This is a genomic window from Erythrobacter sp. YT30 (assembly GCF_001542875.1).
Taxonomy (GTDB): Bacteria; Pseudomonadota; Alphaproteobacteria; order Sphingomonadales; family Sphingomonadaceae; genus Erythrobacter.
On record NZ_LMAF01000002.1, the window covers coordinates 1,410,192 to 1,426,757 of the forward strand.

General features: G+C 57.6%; 16 protein-coding genes. 7 read left to right on the top strand and 9 right to left on the bottom strand.

Annotated elements, in window-relative coordinates:
• Positions 1–121 precede the first annotated feature (121 nt).
• The 3 genes from dnaA to mutM all read right to left on the bottom strand — a co-directional run bounded on the left by dnaA (position 122) and on the right by mutM (position 3,265).
• Positions 122–1,582 carry a chromosomal replication initiator protein DnaA gene (dnaA, locus tag AUC45_RS11455; RefSeq protein ID WP_067602577.1) on the bottom strand — a complete coding sequence of 487 codons (1,461 nt, stop codon included), beginning with the start codon at positions 1,580–1,582 and terminating at the stop codon, positions 122–124.
• Between the two features lie 442 nt (positions 1,583–2,024).
• On the bottom strand, positions 2,025–2,285 hold the full coding sequence (gene rpsT, locus AUC45_RS11460) for a 30S ribosomal protein S20 (RefSeq protein WP_067602580.1): 261 nt from the start codon (positions 2,283–2,285) through the stop codon (positions 2,025–2,027).
• 164 nt (positions 2,286–2,449) lie between these two features.
• Positions 2,450–3,265 carry a bifunctional DNA-formamidopyrimidine glycosylase/DNA-(apurinic or apyrimidinic site) lyase gene (gene mutM / locus AUC45_RS11465; RefSeq protein ID WP_067602583.1) on the bottom strand — a complete coding sequence of 272 codons (816 nt, stop codon included), beginning with the start codon at positions 3,263–3,265 and terminating at the stop codon, positions 2,450–2,452.
• 56 nt (positions 3,266–3,321) lie between these two features.
• Between mutM and AUC45_RS11470 the strand changes: the two genes are divergently transcribed.
• Both AUC45_RS11470 and ubiB read left to right on the top strand, forming a co-directional pair.
• Complete coding sequence (locus tag AUC45_RS11470) at positions 3,322–4,101, top strand: class I SAM-dependent methyltransferase (protein ID WP_067602585.1); 780 nt, start codon at positions 3,322–3,324, stop codon at positions 4,099–4,101.
• Between the two features lie 4 nt (positions 4,102–4,105).
• Complete coding sequence (gene ubiB, locus AUC45_RS11475) at positions 4,106–5,668, top strand: 2-polyprenylphenol 6-hydroxylase (RefSeq protein ID WP_067602588.1); 1,563 nt, start codon at positions 4,106–4,108, stop codon at positions 5,666–5,668.
• Positions 5,669–5,911: 243 nt separating this feature from the next.
• Here the strand turns inward: ubiB and AUC45_RS11480 are convergent, their stop codons facing one another.
• Positions 5,912–6,322: a hypothetical protein gene (locus AUC45_RS11480; RefSeq protein WP_067602591.1), complete on the bottom strand. Its 411-nt coding sequence runs from the start codon at positions 6,320–6,322 to the stop codon at positions 5,912–5,914.
• Positions 6,323–6,523: 201 nt separating this feature from the next.
• On the opposite strand from AUC45_RS11480, the gene AUC45_RS11485 reads away from it, so the two are divergent.
• Positions 6,524–8,236 carry a phosphopantothenate--cysteine ligase family flavoprotein gene (locus tag AUC45_RS11485; RefSeq protein WP_067602594.1) on the top strand — a complete coding sequence of 571 codons (1,713 nt, stop codon included), beginning with the start codon at positions 6,524–6,526 and terminating at the stop codon, positions 8,234–8,236.
• On the top strand, positions 8,233–8,691 hold the full coding sequence (dut, locus tag AUC45_RS11490) for a dUTP diphosphatase (protein WP_067602597.1): 459 nt from the start codon (positions 8,233–8,235) through the stop codon (positions 8,689–8,691). Before AUC45_RS11485 ends, dut begins: the two co-directional genes overlap by 4 nt.
• Before the next feature lie 85 nt (positions 8,692–8,776).
• Here the strand turns inward: dut and AUC45_RS11495 are convergent, their stop codons facing one another.
• The 4 genes from AUC45_RS11495 to secB form a co-directional block, all read right to left on the bottom strand.
• Positions 8,777–9,475, bottom strand: coding sequence for a DUF4136 domain-containing protein (locus AUC45_RS11495; RefSeq protein ID WP_233998724.1), 699 nt, complete (start codon positions 9,473–9,475; stop codon positions 8,777–8,779).
• A 199-nt stretch (positions 9,476–9,674) separates the two neighbouring features.
• On the bottom strand, positions 9,675–10,694 hold the full coding sequence (gene trpS / locus AUC45_RS11500) for a tryptophan--tRNA ligase (protein WP_067602600.1): 1,020 nt from the start codon (positions 10,692–10,694) through the stop codon (positions 9,675–9,677).
• A gap of 201 nt (positions 10,695–10,895) precedes the next feature.
• Positions 10,896–12,512: a murein biosynthesis integral membrane protein MurJ gene (gene murJ, locus AUC45_RS11505; RefSeq protein WP_067602603.1), complete on the bottom strand. Its 1,617-nt coding sequence runs from the start codon at positions 12,510–12,512 to the stop codon at positions 10,896–10,898.
• Positions 12,513–12,570: 58 nt separating this feature from the next.
• Positions 12,571–13,101 carry a protein-export chaperone SecB gene (secB, locus tag AUC45_RS11510; RefSeq protein ID WP_067602606.1) on the bottom strand — a complete coding sequence of 177 codons (531 nt, stop codon included), beginning with the start codon at positions 13,099–13,101 and terminating at the stop codon, positions 12,571–12,573.
• A 297-nt stretch (positions 13,102–13,398) separates the two neighbouring features.
• Between secB and AUC45_RS11515 the strand changes: the two genes are divergently transcribed.
• The 3 genes from AUC45_RS11515 to AUC45_RS11525 all read left to right on the top strand — a co-directional run bounded on the left by AUC45_RS11515 (position 13,399) and on the right by AUC45_RS11525 (position 15,954).
• Positions 13,399–14,055: a Tim44/TimA family putative adaptor protein gene (locus AUC45_RS11515; RefSeq protein ID WP_082701098.1), complete on the top strand. Its 657-nt coding sequence runs from the start codon at positions 13,399–13,401 to the stop codon at positions 14,053–14,055.
• Positions 14,056–14,135: 80 nt separating this feature from the next.
• Complete coding sequence (locus tag AUC45_RS11520; protein ID WP_082701174.1) at positions 14,136–15,359, top strand: murein transglycosylase A; 1,224 nt, start codon at positions 14,136–14,138, stop codon at positions 15,357–15,359.
• Between the two features lie 10 nt (positions 15,360–15,369).
• A complete protein-coding gene (locus AUC45_RS11525) occupies positions 15,370–15,954 on the top strand; it encodes a Smr/MutS family protein (protein WP_067602612.1) in 585 nt (194 codons plus the stop codon).
• A gap of 27 nt (positions 15,955–15,981) precedes the next feature.
• Here AUC45_RS11525 and AUC45_RS11530 read toward each other — a convergent pair whose 3' ends face one another.
• Positions 15,982–16,542, bottom strand: coding sequence for a DUF2306 domain-containing protein (locus AUC45_RS11530; protein WP_067603848.1), 561 nt, complete (start codon positions 16,540–16,542; stop codon positions 15,982–15,984).
• Positions 16,543–16,566 lie beyond the last annotated feature (24 nt).

Consider the following 16,566-nt stretch of genomic DNA (forward strand, 5'->3'; position numbering starts at 1 on the left):
GGGTGCGGATAAGACGCCCTGTGCACAGCGCGGTGGATGGGGAATGGAAAACCTGTGAAGTTAGGCAGAAGTAGCTCCCGCCGAAGCGGGAGCGTACGGGGGTCTCAGATCAGATTTTCGATTAACTTTCGAGTTGGCGGAGCAGGCTGCGCACGTCGCCATCCATATCGGCATCGCGCTGGCGCAGATCTTCGATCAGGCGCACTGCGTGAATAACGGTGGAGTGATCGCGCCCGCCAAACTTCCGACCGATTTCGGGATAGCTGCGGGGGGTGAGAACTTTCGACAAATACATGGCCACTTGACGCGGGCGCACAACGGCACGCGCGCGGCGCTTCGATGACATTTCGCTGCGGTCAATCCGATAGAATTGGCAGACTGTGCGCTGAATTTCATCAATGGTGATCCGGCGACGATTGGCCGACAGGATATCGGTGAGCTGTTCTTCGGCGAGATTGAGCGAAACCTCTTGACCAGTCAGCTGCGCGTAGGCGATCAGCTTGTTAAGGCCTCCCACCAGTTCGCGCACATTGCGTGTAATGGTGCGGGCGAGGAAATCGACCACATCGTCGGGCACGTTGAGCGGAGCAAACCGCTTAAGTTTCGATTCCAGAATGTTTTTGCGCAGTTCAATGTCAGCAGCGGCAATATCGGCGACAAGGCCCATCGAAAGACGCGAGAGAAGGCGCGGTTCGACACCATCAAGTGCTTGCGGTGCACGGTCAGCCGCGAACACCAGACGCTTACCTTCGGCGAGCAGCGCATCGATCGTGTAGAGCAGCTCTTCCTGAGCAGACGCTTTGCCGATGATGAACTGAATATCGTCGACAAGAAGCAGATCGAAAGAGCGAAGGCGCGCTTTAAACTCGATCATCTGGTTGGCTTTCAGTGCTTGCACGAATTCGACCATGAACCGTTCTGCCGAGCAGTAGAAAATGCGCGCGCGTGGATGAGCTTGCAGGAAACCATGCCCGATAGCGTGCAGCAGGTGAGTCTTTCCCTGGCCGGTCGCAGCTTTGAGATAGAGCGGCGAAAACTGCGGCTGTTCGGTTGCGGCCATGCGCTGTGCTGCATTGCAGGCGAGCACGTTCGCCTCACCCGTCACAAACGCAGCGAATGTCAGCGACGGATCAAGGCCAACGCTCGAAGTAAAACCGGCATCGCCGATCGTACCGGCTGCCACCGCGATGGCGCTCGCGCCGTCATTTGCCGCGCGACGACCATCATCAAGGCGCAATTCGGGAAGCTGGCGGCGGCCAGGGTGCACCTGAATGTTCACTTCGCGCACTTCGCTGCGGGCGATTTTCCACGCGAGCTGCAGGCGGTCGTGGAAGCGATCCTTTACCCAGTTTGCAGAAAACTCCGTGGGCAGAAAAAGATCGAGCGTTCCCGTCTCTTTGTTGATGCCGCCGACTTGGATCGGTTTGATCCACTGGCTGTGCAATTGGTGTCCGAGGTCTTTTCGAAGGCCTTGGCTGATATCAGACCAATCAGCAGCCAAATTTACGGCTTCAGCATCTTCCATCAAATCTTCATCCGAGTGCCGACGCGTTGCCCGCGCCTTATCAATTCTGTGAACCATCAGGTTTCAATTCCCCATAACTCTCTCAACCCCGGAACCGCGATCCGAGATGGTTTTACACTGTGCGACAGGCAAAGCTCACCCACCCCGCAAAAGCACTTCTTGCGAGCGACCCCCTATCGGCTAGACTGTAAGAACCCGGACTGTCCCGCTCCGGGTGAGAAATGAATAAAGAGCGCATTGGCCTGAGAAGCAAGGACCAAATTTTAATATTCTTGCAATAATTCTGTTGACTCGGCGCAAGCCCGCAGGCGTCCGTTCATGTCCTTGATTTGACAAGAAATTCAGCTTCGACAGGCTGCGAATCGCGGGAAAAGCTGACTTCGCTGACGCACGCGCTTGTCATATTTCCGTCAAATGAAAAGGGCCCCGCCAATCCGGCGAAGCCCTTAGAAATTCCACGGAAACCACTTGCGTGATTTCCCTCAGCTAAAGCCGCGAATCAGAGGCTCGCCACACGCTTAGTAAGGCGCGACATTTTACGCGCGACAGTGTTCTTGTGGAGCACTCCGCGTGCAACGCCGCGTGCCATTTCAGGCTGAGCAGCTTTCAGAGCCTTTGCAGCTGCATCCTTGTCGCCAGCTTCACAAGCCGATTCGACTCGTTTGATGAAGCTGCGGATGCGACTCATGCGGGCGGTGTTCACTTCCGCGCGGGCATTGTTGCGGCGGATCCGTTTGCGGGCTTGCGGCGTGTTGGCCATAATTCTGTCTGTCTCGCGTTTTGTGGCGGCCGCTTGAAGCGACCCAAATGTTCAGGCGTTTTCGAAATTGAAAGCGGCGCCGCAGATTCGATCCGGGCGTCGGAAAGCGCGGCACATATGCGCAAGACCCGCCTAGGTCAAGGATTCGCTTGCTGCCAGCACTTCTACTTTTGGCACTTAGCGCAATACCAGGTGCTACGCCCACCTTGCGCGATCCGGCGGATGATGCCGCCATCCGCGCGTCGGCAGGCTTCGCCAGTGCGGCCATACACATCAAAGCGGGTCGCGAAATAGCCAAGTTCCCCATCGGGCGCGGCGTAATCGCGTAAAGATGACCCGCCATCGCGAATGGACGCTTCGAGCACATCCTTGATAGCTGGCACCAACCGGGCAAGCTGGGGCTTTGTCACCTTGCCCCCTGCCTTTGTCGGGCGAATGCCAGCACGCCAAAGCGCTTCGCATACATATATATTGCCAAGTCCCGCGACGATACGCTGATCGAGCAGGCACAGCTTGATCGACTGCGTTTTGTCTTTGAGAACGGCCTTGAGGTATTCGGACGTCAAATCGGGCCCCAAGGGTTCGGGGCCAAGGCTTGCAAATTGCGGCCAATCACCGAGAGAGCCTGTGGCCATCATGTCGACAGAGCCGAATCTGCGCGGATCGCACAGGGCGAAAGCGTGATCTGCCGTTTCGATCAGCATGTGATCGTGCTTGTCGGCCTCTTCAGGATCGATCCGAAAACGTCCGCTCATGCCCAGATGAAAGACAACCGTTTGATCGCGATCGAGATGGATGAGGCCATATTTAGCCCGCCGGGAAAGGCTCGACACCGTCGCGCCTGTCATCACCTGGACGAGATCTTGGGGAAACGGTCGGCGAAGATCGGGGCGGTTCAGAACTACGCGCGATATCCGCTCCCCTTCAAGGAACCGGGCGAGACCGCGAACCGTAGTTTCAACTTCTGGTAATTCAGGCATTTCCCATCCCACTAACACCCTTTGCCAATGCTGCAATTCCCTCTAGGGCGCATCACATGACTCAGAGTACCCCCAAATCTTCTGGACAACCCTCGGACGAAACCGTCTCTTTCGGATACGAAGAGGTCTCGCCTGAAGAAAAAACGCGCCGAGTGGGCGACGTCTTCACCAGCGTCGCCAAGAAATACGACATTATGAACGATGCGATGTCATTCGGCATGCATCGCGGGTGGAAAGACAGGTTCGTGAAGCGGGTGAAACCGCAACCCGGCGAAAACATCCTCGATATGGCTGGCGGCACTGGCGATATTGCGTTTCGCATGGCTGATCGCGGGGCGAATGTGACCGTCGCCGACATCAATCAGGATATGCTGGATGTCGGAGCCGAACGTGCCATGGAGCGTAGTGAGGCCGAGGAAACGGGCAGCCTCGTTTTCTCGCATCAAAATGCTGAGGATGTGAGCTTTCCTTCCAATTCCTTCGACGCTTACACGATTGTGTTCGGAATCCGGAACGTGACTTACAAAGAGAAAGCCCTGGCTGAGGCTTATCGCGTGCTGCGCCCCGGCGGACGCTTTTACTGCATGGAGTTTTCGACCACGGAATGGTCAGGCTTTCGCGAGGTGTATGATCTCTATTCCATGCATGTCATGCCGCGCATGGGGCAGGTGATTGCAGGCGATACAGAAAGCTATCGCTATCTCGCCGAATCCATTCGCAAATTTCCAAAGCCTGCAGAATTTGAGCGGATGATCGCTGCTGCTGGCTTTGTGAACACCAAGGCCGAGATCATTCTGGGCGGCGCGGTCGCGATCCATTCAGGATGGAAAATCTGATCCAGTGACGGCGCCCGTTGTGCATCTTACGCGTCTCGCACGGTGGGGCATTACGCTTGCCCGGCGGCGCGCGCTTGTCGGAATTGAGGATGATCCCAACGCGCCAACGCCTGTAAAACGGCTGGCGAAGCTTGCGCGCTGGGCGACTCTGACAGGCAAAAGCGGCAAACCTGATTATGCGGGCGCATTCCGCGCAATTGGCCCCGCCGCGATCAAACTCGGACAATCGCTGGCGACCCGCCCCGATCTTGTTGGTGAGGAAGCGGCAAACAATCTCCTCAGCCTGCAGGACAGCCTCCCTCCTGTTCGGTTTGGCGACATCAAGGCCGTTATAGAAACCAGCTTTGGCCAACCGATTGAGAACCTGTTCAGCGAGATCGATCCAGACCCGGTTGGCGCTGCCAGCATTGCGCAGGTTCATAAGGGTGTCACCACCGATGGGCGCGAAGTCGCGATCAAGGTGCTGCGCCCCGGCATCAAGGAAAAGTTCGCTCGCGATATCCAGACCTATGAATGGGCGGCAGCTCATGTTGAGGCGATGGGCGGTGAGGCAACACGCCTTCGCCCGCGCCTGACGATTGCGAATTTCAAACGCTGGACCAATTCTGAACTCGATCTGCGGCGCGAGGCTGCCTCCGCCAGCGAGCTTGCCGAGGAAATGTCGGGTGTTGGTGGCTACAGGATCCCCGAGATTGATTGGGATCGCACCAATGGCAAAGTGATGACCATTGAGTGGATCGACGGGGTCAAGATTTCGCGCCTCGACGAACTCGAAGCACGCGGGCACGATCTGCATAAGATCGCCGAAAAGCTGGTGATCTCGTTCCTCACTCAGGCGATCAGCGCGGGATTCTTCCATGCCGATATGCACCAGGGAAACCTGTTCATCGAGGACGATGGCACGATTGTCGCGATTGATTTCGGCATCATGGGCCGCATTGATAGGCGCGCGCGGCAGTGGCTTGCCGAAATTCTCTATGGCTTGACCACAGGCAATTACCAGCGCGTCGCCGAAATTCACTTCGAAGCGCAATATGTGCCGAGTTACCATTCGGTCGGCGAATTCGCGACTGCGCTGCGCGCCGTGGGTGAGCCCATGCGTGGCAAGCCCGTGAAAGAGCTTTCAGTCGGGCAAATGCTTGATGGCCTGTTCGCGATCACCCGCGATTTTGACATGCAGACACAGCCGCATCTCTTGCTGTTGCAAAAGACCATGGTGATGGTTGAAGGGATCGCGACCCAGCTTAATCCTGATATCAATATGTGGGACACCGCTGCACCTTATGTGCGCAGCTGGATCCGCGATGAGCTTGGCCCCGAATCCGCGTTGGCTGACCGCATCAAGGAAGACACTGAAACCCTGCTACGCCTTCCCGGCCTCGTTCGCCGTCTGGAAGAAAAGTTTCCGCCCAAGGGCGGCGCGCCCGAAGCACCGCCGCTGCCGGAAATTCGCTTGCTCACCGATCGCAAGGAAAGGACCGGACCGGGGGTTCTCGGCTATTTCATAGCTGGGTTGGGCGGGGCCGGCGCAATGCTCGCGCTGATGATAACCGGCCTATTAGGGTGACAAAGGTTACACCCTGTCACCCTCACGATTTAGAAAATAACCTCTTCTTTACAGCGGTATAGATGATTTTGGTCAGGTTGACGGACACGGGGTGTGAGGCCTTGAATCCGCTCAAACTGCTGCAATCGGCTTGTGCAGACAGGACGCTCTCATCTCAACACGCGAGGAGATTTGCGTTGAAGTCGACAATGGGAAAGAGCGCTTTCTTCGCGCTGCCATTCTCGATGAGAGTAGGAAAGCAGTCTAAAGAGCGCTTTGTATTCCGCCCCTTCGCTTTTTGGTGCCCGGCAACGCCGCTGCGCCAATCAGTGCTAGAACGCCGAACACCGTTTCAAACACTATCGGCGCGATGAAACCTTCAAAACTTCCATCGATAAATAGTGAGAGAAGTCGCGCAGCCAGCGCCACCAACATCAGGGCAGCGCCGATGATCAGCGGATCGGCGCGCCGAGCCAGCGCGCCCCAAAGATAACAAATGCCGGAGACTCCAAAGAAAGCCGTGAAATCGGCCCGTGCAGACGTGGTGGCGTGCGCGCCCTCAATCACCAGTCCGAAGTCCGCTCCCGATCCCACCGGATCGCTCAAAAAGCCTGCCGCCATAAACAGCAGCACTCCGCCGCCCAGAATTAGCAGAAAACGCAGCGCGATTATCATGATTTTCTCCCTCGACCCGGCAACTTCCTACGCTTCCTGCCCAACAGACAATAGCGAAAAATTTACCATTGTGTCCCAAGGAAGTCCGCTGGGACTTGGCCGATGAGCGTGGGAAGGCTAGGTCTCTCAATACGAGTGTTTCATGGGGAAGGTTTGGCGCATTTGTTCGTCAAGCTGCGCCCACGCCAATAGAGGTCAAAAGTGGCCGGAGCCGGACCAAAAATTCTACTTGTCGTAGGCGGCGGGATCGCGGCCTACAAATCGTGCGAGCTCGTCCGGCTGATGCGCAAGGGCGGGGCGGATGTTACGTGCGTGGTGACCAAGGGTGGTCAGCACTTCGTGACGCCCATGTCGCTCGCCGCGCTCAGTGAAAACCAGGTTTACACCACGCTTTGGGATCTCAAGAACGAAGCCGAAATGGGGCACATTCAGTTGAGCCGTGAGGCTGATCTGGTGGTGGTGTGTCCGGCAACGGCAGATTTGCTGGCGAAAATGGCGAACGGAATTGCCGATGATCTCGCCACAACCCTGATCCTCGCGACGGACAAGCCCGTGATGGCAGTGCCCGCGATGAATGTGCGGATGTGGGAACACGCCTCAACCCAGCGCAATATCGATGCCCTGCGCGAAGGCGGCACGCTTGTGCTCGATCCCGATGAGGGGCCGATGGCGTGCGGCGAGTTTGGATACGGTCGCCTGCCAGAGCCCGACGCGATCTGGCGCGCTGTTGCTGAGCAACTTGGTCTTGAAGTGCCAGAACCCAGCGCGCCTGCTGTTGCTGCGAACGATGCGGCTGATGATCTTGCGTCTGAAGCATTGGAACCAGAAGACGAGACTGAAGAAAGCTCAGGCGGCGGACTTGGCGGATTGCTCTCGCGGATCATCCCGCGTTCAACGCCCAAGCGGACCGAGGAAGAGCTCGAAGCAGAATACGCAGCGCTCGATGAAGAGATCGCTGACGAAGATTTGCCGCCGGTTGAAGAAGAAGAGATTGAATTCAATCCCGATCTCGATGGACCAATCCTTGCCTCAAAAGGCAGCGCAGGGTCAGCGCCTCCGATTGATCCTGACGCGATCAATCACGAATTCAACGAGCGTCAATCCGAGCCAGAGGTGATTGAAGAAGAGACCGTCGAGGAAGCACCTGCCCCGAAGAAAGCCGCTGCAAAAGAAGCTACAGATGGTGCCGCCGTCGAAGCTGCCACAGCATCGGTTGGTGAATTTGCGAGCGATCCCAACTATCAACCGCTTGCAGGACGCCACGTTCTCGTCACCGCAGGGCCAACTTGGGAATCGATCGATCCGGTGCGCTACATCGCCAATCGTTCAAGCGGAAAACAAGGTTTCGCCATTGCAGGAGCGGCCGCCGCGCTGGGTGCGAAAGTGACTTTGGTGGCGGGCCCCGTCTGGCTCCAGACGCCGGCAGGCGTAAAGCGCGTTGATGTCGAAAGCGCCTCGGAGATGAGTGACGCGGTGAAAGCCGCCTTGCCCGCCGATGTCGCTGTCATGGTTGCAGCCGTCGCCGATTGGCGTCCCAAGGAATACAAGGATGAAAAGATCAAGAAGCGCGGCTCTGCTCCGCCTGCCTTGATGCTGACGGAAAACCCCGACATCCTCACCAACGTGGCAGCTGGCAGCAAGCGACCTGAGCTGGTGATTGGCTTTGCCGCCGAAACCGAAAACCTCATCGATAACGCCCAGAAAAAGCGCAAGCGCAAGGCCGCCGATTGGATCATCGCCAATGACGTGTCGAGCGATGAGCATGGGACAGGTGTAATGGGCGGCGATGAAAACCGCGTGCACATCATTTCGGGTGAAGGCGTTGAAAGCCTCGATGAAATGCCGAAACAGGAAGTGGCCATGACACTGGTCGAACGCATCGCGTCCGCGCTTCAAAAAGAGGCCGCTGAATGAGCAATCCGGTGCGGGTCGAGGTGAAGCGCCTCTCCCATGGTGAAGGCCTGCCTCTCCCCGCTTATGCAACCGATGGCGCAGCCGGTATGGATGTTGTCAGCGCCGAGGATACGGTGATCAAGCCAGGTGTGCGCTATGCGGTAGCCACCGGACTTGCCATGGCGATCCCGCATGGATTTGAAATTCAGGTGCGCCCGCGTTCAGGCCTTGCGCTTAAACACGGCATCACTGTGCCCAACACGCCCGGCACCATCGACAGCGATTATCGCGGTGAATTGAAAGTCATCTTGATCAATCACGGCGATGAACCCTTTTCAATCGCGCGCGGAGATCGCGTGGCGCAGCTTGTGATTGCGCCCGTCGTTCAGGCAGCTTGGGATGAGGTGGCAGAACTTGACGCCACCCAGCGCGGCGAAGGCGGTTTCGGCTCTACAGGCGGGCACGCAAAGCTTTAATCCCAAACGCAAAAAGGCGGCGCTGATCCCTTGCGCCGCCTTTCCGTCCCATCCAAGGTTGGTGGGTGAATATCAGTGTGGTCGATCAGTCGAGCTCTTTCACCTTCGTTTCATCATTCTTGATCGTGATGCGCAGAGTTTCGCCCGAATTGCCGGGGAAGTCCACAAACAAAGCCTCGACCAGGTTCGGCACCAGTTTTTGCAGGCGGTTTGAGCGCGATAGCGCTTGCGCCTTTCCTTCGAACACGCGCTCACCCGTTGCGGTGCTGTCGATCTTCAGATCTATCTCGCTGGTGTAAACGGTGTAGCTACGCACGTCCGGTCCGGCGAGGAAAGGATCGTAGAAGCCGAAAGCGTAATTGCGGCGGAACGCGAATCCGCGGTTGAAGCCGAAGCCGGGACCAAAGAACGGGTCACCAACAAATCCGCCGCCCACCGTGCGCACGCGTTCACGGCCATTATCGACATCATAGTCGAAGCTTACCAGCAAGGATGCGCTCGAAGGATCGCTGGCGCGGGTGTAGCCGAGTTCGGCCATCTCCGCTGCAACCTGATCGGCGTAGAGCGAAAATTCGAGCCCGCCTTCCAGTTGCGGATCACCAGCGACAATGGCGAAGCTTTCGCCTTGAGGGGCGGGAAGTTGGCTTTGAAAGCGCGAAACATCCGCTTTGAAAGCGGGAGCGCAAGCAGAAAGTCCAGCAGCGATTGCCAGTGGAAGCGCGATGCGGGCCAGACGGCCACGGGAACTGGTGCGCGATTTTGAGGTCATCTTGGTTGTATACATGACATACCCTTTGAGTTTTCACTAGAGTCAAACGTCAGTGACACGTTCTGCGTTCCCCACGCGTGACACCTGCATCCATCCGCATCCGCATGAACGGCGCGCAAGGTGCAGGCACCTGACCTCAACCAGTAAGGCGCCACTGTCGCGCGATATGATAAAACCAAGGTGTGAACGGGGTTTGAACGTGCCTCAGCAGCGATCAACCGCGCACCAGACCCAGTGCTTTGTACGCCGCGGCAAGCGTATCGCCGCTTGCTTCACGCGCTTTTGCAGCGCCGCGAGCAAGGATGGCGTCCAATGCCTCGCGGTCCTGCATCAAATCACGGAAACGCGTGTTGATGGGGCTGAGTGTGTCGATCATCAATTCGCCAAGAGCGGGTTTGAATACGCCAAATCCTTGCCCGCCAAATTCACCCAGCACATCTGATACGCTCTGCCCTGACAAGGCGCCGTAAATGCTGACGAGGTTCAACGCTTCTGCGCGGCCTTCAAGTCCCGCTTCTTCGCTTGGCAAAGGTTCGGGATCGGTCTTTGCCTTTTTGACCTTTTTCATGATCGTATCGGCATCATCGATGAGATTGATCCGCGCGAGATCGGATACATCGGACTTGCTCATTTTCGCATTGCCGTCCCGCAAGCTCATGATCCGCGCGGCCTCTGGCGGGATGATAGGTTCGGGCAGAGTGAAAATGGGCGCATCCTCACTTGCGAAATCGTTGTTGAATTTCTGGGCGATGTCGCGGGCAAGCTCCAGATGCTGTTTCTGGTCTTCACCCACCGGCACGTGGGTCGCTTGATAAAGCAGCACATCGGCGGCCTGCAGCACGGGATAGGTGAAGAGCGCGATGGACTGCCCTTCGCGGTTCTTTCCCGCTTTATCCTTCCACTGCGTCATCCGGTTGAGCCATCCCATGCGCGCCGTGCCGGACAGCAACCATTGCAATTCGGCATGGGCGGGAACCTGTGCTTGATTAAAGAGCACCGTTTTTGATGGATCGAGCCCGCAAGCCACCAAAGTCGCGACCATTTCGCGAGTGGTCGCGGAAAGTTCGGCCGGGTCATGCGGCATGGAGATAGCGTGCAGATCGGCGAGGAAGATAAAGCATTCCCCGCCTGCAGCGTGTGCTTCATCCTGCAATTTCACGTAATTGACGATGGCGCCAAGGTAATTGCCAAGATGCGGCTGCCCGGTGGGCTGAATTCCGGATACGACTCTCATGATGAATTCTTTCTAGTGATGATTTTGGCCTAGCAATAAGGCCGATGCGCTGAGATCTCTCAGGGGCTCTTTCAGGAGCGGCCTAGCCATCGACCAATCGGCCAATAAGGGGCCGCCCGCCCGCGCACTACAGATCGCAGCGGGGCTGAACCGGTTATGGGCGTCATCACTTTCATGGCGACGGCTACTAACACACCATTTCTAGGGGGCAAGATCGCTTTCCGTCTTGTCGGAAGGCGCGGCCTGTTTGCGTGTCAGCTGAATTATGCGCTGGCGATCAATCGCGCCGACTGCAAAGGCAATGCCGAAATAGACCAAAGCCGCTGCCCCGACGAGGACGGCGAGCGCACCCAGCCTTGCGAACACGCCAGCCGAGTACCAATCTGCCAGAAGGCCGTTCGCATAGTACAAGGCCGCGCCCATGGCAGCTGCGGCAAGCACCTGGCGCGCTATCCGAAACAGCAGAAGGCCGGGAATGCGATAATGGCCTCGTTGGGCCAGCACGATCAGAAGGAAGGCTACATTGATCCAAGCGCCGATAACGCTGGCAAAAGCGACGCCGACAACGCCGTAAGTATCGAGCAGAGCGAAGTTGAATGCGATGAAAACGGCGAGCGAAATAAAGGCAGCGACTACCGGCGTTTTGGTATCAGATCGCGCGTAGAAATTTGGCACCAGCACTTTTACGAGCACATAGGCAGGCAATCCCATCACGAGTGCTGCAAGCACGTTTCCGGTGGCAGACGCATCAGCGAGATCAAACCGCCCGCCCTGAAAAATCATGGTGACAAAAGCCTCGGCGCAGATCGCCAATGCGACCGCAGCCGGAATGGTGAGCAACATCGACAGTTCGATCGCGTCTGACTGAATGCGGTCCGCGCCTTCCTTGTTGTCGCCGCCTACAAATTTGCTGAGCGTCGGAAGGATCGCGGTTGAAAGCGCGATGCCAATGATGCCGAGCGGCAGCTGATTGAGGCGATCAGCGTAGTTCATGTAGCTGACCGATCCATCCTCAAGCTGATTTAGGAAATAGAGCTGCACCAAAGTGTTGATCTGATACGCGCCGCCGCCAATCGCAGCGGGTAGGGCGATAATGCCGAGCCGCTTTACCTCTGGCGTGATGCGCGGCCATAAGAGCTTGGGACGAAATCCTTCGACGCGGGTCCAGTAATACAGCCATGCAAACTGCATGACCCCCGCGCCCATCACCGCCCAGGCAATGCCGTATGCGATTTGTTCGACGCTCGCGCCCGAATTCGCCGCAAACCACTCGCCCGTCAAAAGCGCCGCGATCAGCACGATGTTGAGGATGATGGGAAAGCTTGCCCCGGGAGCAAAGCGCGATACCGAATTGAGCATCCCCGTGAACAGCGTCACCAGGCTGACAAGGATAATGTAGGGGAACATGATCCGCGCGAAATCAACCGCGAGATCGAAACCTTCGGGATCAACCGGTTTTTCTGAAAGCAGCCAGATAACACCGGGCATGGCGAGTTCGAATACCGCAACCAGCGCGATCAGCACTGGCAGAAAGACGCTCAGCACATCGGCGCTGAAGCTGCGTGCTTCTTCGAGGCCTTTTTCAGGTTCATCGTGCCCGTGCAGCCGTTTTGAAAACATCGGAACGAAGGCTGCCGAAAACGCTCCTTCGGCAAACAAGCGGCGGAACACGTTGGGGATGATGAATGCTTGAAACCACGCGTCGGTCACTGCATTCGCGCCGAGCACGCGCGAGAAAATCATCTCGCGCGCCATCCCGGCGATCCGGCTGAGCAAAGTCAGCGATCCAATTGTCCCGACGTTTTTGAGCAGGCTCATATCATCTTGCCCGCGCTTTCGCTTATCCGATCACTCGGCCTAATCAATTGAGTCCTGATCAATTGGGGGCAGGTGTATCGCCGCCAGCACCTGCTGCTTCGGCTTCGCGCTTGGCCTGCAATTGCTGGACGTAAAGGCCGTTGAAATCGATGGGGTCCATCATCAGCGGCGGGAAACCGGCATCACGAACAGCATCGGCAATGACGCGGCGCGCAAATGGGAACAGAATGCGGGGCGCTTCTGCAAACATGAAAGCGTGCGCCTGTTCTTCGGGCAGGTTGCGGATGCCGATGAGGCCGCAATAGGCGAGTTCGATAATGTACGCCTGGCCCTTTTCTGCAGTCGCGGTGATGTTCACCTTTAGCGTCACTTCGTGGACTTCTTCACCCACCGGATCAGCACCGATGTTGAATTGCACGTCGATCTGCGGCTGATCGGTCCACTGATAGACATCGGGCGCATTCGGATTTTCGACTGAGAGATCCTTGATATATTGCGTGATGACAGCGGCGGTTGGCTGGTTGTCAGCGCCATTTGCGCCTGCAGCTTGGTTGTCTAGATCGGTAAGGACGTTGTTGTCGTCGGCCATCAGGTCAGCTCTTTCAAGATTTGTAAGGACAAGTTCATTCCGCCCGTTCCATGAGTGCGGCAATTGTTTGGCGCGCGCCTAGCAGGGTGCAATGCGGCTCGCAACTGCGCCGGGAAACAGCCCCGTTTGCCGCATTTGGCGATCTTGCTTGCACTTTACGTGACCAAATTGGCGCAATGTGCAACCAATCAGGCGTTGCTGAATTGTATTTGATGCCTAATTAAGGCAGTGAGAGGTTCTTAAGGCTATCGTGCATAACGTGTGTGTGGTTGCCAGCTTACAAACCGGATAATTGATGTGACTGAAATTGTAATCCTCGCTCTTTTTGCCGCTTTTCTGGGCTACCGGCTGTATTCTGTGCTGGGACGCCGCGCTGAGCATGAAGAGGAATCGGTCCCGCATCGCTTTGATTCGGGTGCGAATCAGCAGGCTCAGTCAGCTCAGCCTGCGACAACAATCGCGCCAGCGCCTGCTCGTTCGATCGAAATGGACGGGTTGATGCCAGCGGTTGAGCGCGGAATTCGCGATATCGCCAATGCCGATCCCAAATTTGATCTCCCCATTTTCATGGACGGCGCAAAAGCTGCCTATGAAATGGTGCTTGAGGCTTTCTGGGAAGGTGACCGCGATACGCTGCGCGATCTGTGCGATGATGATGTTTATGAAGGCTTCATCGCTGCAATCGACGCGCGCGAGGCTGCCGGTGAGACGCTCGATAATTCACTCATCCGCATTGAGGAAACCCGCATCCATTCAGCATCGCTTGACCGCGGCATGGCGCGCATTTCAGTGCTCTTTGTGGCCGATATCGCTGCTGTTACCCGCGACAAGGATGGCAATGTGATCGCCGGTTCGCTCGATGATGCGATCGAAAGCCGCGATGTCTGGACATTTGCCCGCAGCACATCGTCGCGCGATCCGAACTGGCTGCTCGACGAAACCGACGAAGGTTGATCTGACGGCATGCTAGGGTGACTTGCGGCGCGAGATGATTGCGCCCGTCACTCCATCGGCATAGACAAAGGCGCATGATGATGCGCTCCCCCCTTGCGATTTTCGCCTTATTTCTGCTTGCAGGTTGTGTCCGGCTCATTCCCGAAAGCACTCCGCCAATTGCCGCGCCTGCTCCCGTGCCTGGCACAGGCGTCCCGGGACCAGAGACTACCAGCGCGATGCTGGCAGGGGTGCGCGCGGGGCCGCGGATTGCAAGCGAGCGGTTTGGCAGGGCCGAACTCGTCTTCAGCGACGCTGATGCTGAGGCTGCGCTCCGCTCCTTTATCGAAAGCTGCCCGACGCTCACCACACGCGAAGATCGCACGGGGCTCACCAAGCCATCCGACTGGCAAGAGGCGTGCGACAAGGCCACTGAAAACCCCGGCACGGCCGACACGTTCTTCATGTCGTATTTTGAAACGGCGGTGATTGGCGATGGCGAAGCCTTTGCGACTGGATACTTCGAACCTGAAATCGCTGGATCGCGCTTCTACCGCGAAGGGTATGTCCCCGTTTACACGCTCCCCGATGATCTGGTGCGTGGCTGGCCCGAAGGCACTCCGGCGTCCGAGCGCACAGGCCGCGCCCCACTTGGCCGCATTGATGAGAACGGCAATCACGTCCCCTACTTTGAGCGGGCAGAGATTGAAGAGGGCGCGCTCGATGGACGTGTCCCCGTGATCGCCTATGCCGCTGACCCGGTCGAATTCTTCTTCCTGCAAATTCAGGGTTCAGGCCGCATCCGGACGGAATCGGGCGAGATCATCCGCATCGGTTATGACGGCCAGAACGGGCGCGGATACACGGGGATTGGCGGCGTGATGCGCGATCGCGGGCTGCTGGGTGATGGGCCGGGTCAATATGCAGGGTCGATGCAAGGCATCATGGCCTATATCCGCGAGAACCCGGAAGAAGGCCGGGAGCTCATGCGGCTCAACAAAAGCTGGATTTTCTTCCGCGAGCTTGAAGGGGATGGGCCATTGGGATCTATCGGTGTACCAGTGCGCAGGGAAAGCTCTGTCGCTGTCGATCCGCGCTTTGTACCCTATGGCGCGCCCGTTTTCCTCGATCTTGATCGCGATGTGGCCGACGGGCTCTGGATCGCACAGGACACTGGTGGCGCTATCAAAGGCGCCAACCGCTTCGACACATTCTGGGGTGCAGGCGAAGAAGCGCGCGAGATTGCTGGCGGGATGAGCGGGCGCGGACAGGCATACATATTGCTTCCGCGCGGAACCGTTAATCGGTTGAACGCCGAGCAATGAGCACGCCAAAATGAAGCCGCCGCGCGGGTTATCGGATACAGAGGCTGCGGCATGGTCGCGCCTTGCGCAATCGGTGACGCCGCTCGCCGGAAAACGCGCCCCGATACTAAAGCATGATGGTGAAGGCGAGCAGATGAAAGCGGGCAGCGCGCCTAACCTCGCCAAGCCACAAGCGCGCCCTGTCATGCCCACTCGCCCTGCGACACCCAGCGTGCCGCCTCCAAAGCCTCGCCCTCGCATCGGGCAGGATCAGACGCTTGATGGACATTGGAACCGCAAGCTTAAAGCAGGCCAGATAGCGCCCGATTACACGCTAGACCTGCACGGGCACACTTTGGACAGCGCTTATACGAGGATCACCAGCGGCCTTGATCAGGCAAAAGCGATGGGCGCGCGCGTGGTGCTGGTGATTGCGGGGCGCGAGAGGCCCGTTGATCCTGCTGACCGGGCGACCAAGCGCGGCGCGATCCGGGCAAAACTGCTCGATTGGCTCGCTGCGAGCAACCATGCTGACAGTATCGCTGCGATCCGCCGCGCCCATATCCGGCACGGTGGCGAGGGTGCGCTCTACGTGGTGCTGAAGCGTGCGCGTTAGCCGTTCGAGCTGTCGCAGGATTGCCGCTCACACAAACAACCAAGTGTGCATCAGGCGTCCGGGTAGTGCCATGCTGACAATACCGGGGATCATCAGCGCGCCGAGATAAAGGCTCAGGATTTCTCGCTTGTGGCCTTTCATGTCGCCCCGGCGCGCGGTTGCGATCAATTTGTAGGACGCAATCAGAGTAAGCGGGACGAAGATGTGAATAGGGCTCACATGAAAATCGAGACCGCCGCCATATTTGATGAAGCAGGCTGAAAGAGCAGTCGTCACCATCAAGACCACCCACATTTTCCCGAGCAGTTTATGCCATTTGGTTCCTTTTGGTGCGAGCAGCAAATAGCCGCCCAAAGGGATTGCCGGGATCACCGTTGCGACATGCAGCACGATTGCCAGATCGCGGGTATTGGGATGGCTTGGGGCAAGGCCGGTAAATCCGCGAAATAGCGCGTAGATGACAGCAAGGCTCATGCTGGTTGCGGCGATGGCGACGATTGCGCGGACACGCGGGCTGATGTCGAAAGCGGGCTTTGCAGGCGCTCTGAAAAGCTGGACCAGCGGCGAGTTGGATACGAGAGAAGTCATTGGTGCGATGCTCCTGACAGGTGG

Excerpts from the sequence above, each read along its gene's own strand:
- dnaA (WP_067602577.1), bottom strand. The coding sequence starts at position 1,582 with ATGGTTCACAGAATTGATAAGGCGCGGGCAACGCGTCGGCACTCGGAT.
- rpsT (WP_067602580.1), bottom strand. The coding sequence starts at position 2,285 with ATGGCCAACACGCCGCAAGCCCGCAAACGGATCCGCCGCAACAATGCC.
- mutM (WP_067602583.1), bottom strand. The coding sequence starts at position 3,265 with ATGCCTGAATTACCAGAAGTTGAAACTACGGTTCGCGGTCTCGCCCGG.
- AUC45_RS11470 (WP_067602585.1), top strand. The coding sequence starts at position 3,322 with ATGACTCAGAGTACCCCCAAATCTTCTGGACAACCCTCGGACGAAACC.
- AUC45_RS11480 (WP_067602591.1), bottom strand. The coding sequence starts at position 6,322 with ATGATAATCGCGCTGCGTTTTCTGCTAATTCTGGGCGGCGGAGTGCTG.
- dut (WP_067602597.1), top strand. The coding sequence starts at position 8,233 with ATGAGCAATCCGGTGCGGGTCGAGGTGAAGCGCCTCTCCCATGGTGAA.
- AUC45_RS11495 (WP_233998724.1), bottom strand. The coding sequence starts at position 9,475 with ATGTATACAACCAAGATGACCTCAAAATCGCGCACCAGTTCCCGTGGC.
- trpS (WP_067602600.1), bottom strand. The coding sequence starts at position 10,694 with ATGAGAGTCGTATCCGGAATTCAGCCCACCGGGCAGCCGCATCTTGGC.
- murJ (WP_067602603.1), bottom strand. The coding sequence starts at position 12,512 with ATGAGCCTGCTCAAAAACGTCGGGACAATTGGATCGCTGACTTTGCTC.
- secB (WP_067602606.1), bottom strand. The coding sequence starts at position 13,101 with ATGGCCGACGACAACAACGTCCTTACCGATCTAGACAACCAAGCTGCA.
- AUC45_RS11520 (WP_082701174.1), top strand. The coding sequence starts at position 14,136 with ATGCGCTCCCCCCTTGCGATTTTCGCCTTATTTCTGCTTGCAGGTTGT.
- AUC45_RS11525 (WP_067602612.1), top strand. The coding sequence starts at position 15,370 with ATGAAGCCGCCGCGCGGGTTATCGGATACAGAGGCTGCGGCATGGTCG.
- AUC45_RS11530 (WP_067603848.1), bottom strand. The coding sequence starts at position 16,542 with ATGACTTCTCTCGTATCCAACTCGCCGCTGGTCCAGCTTTTCAGAGCG.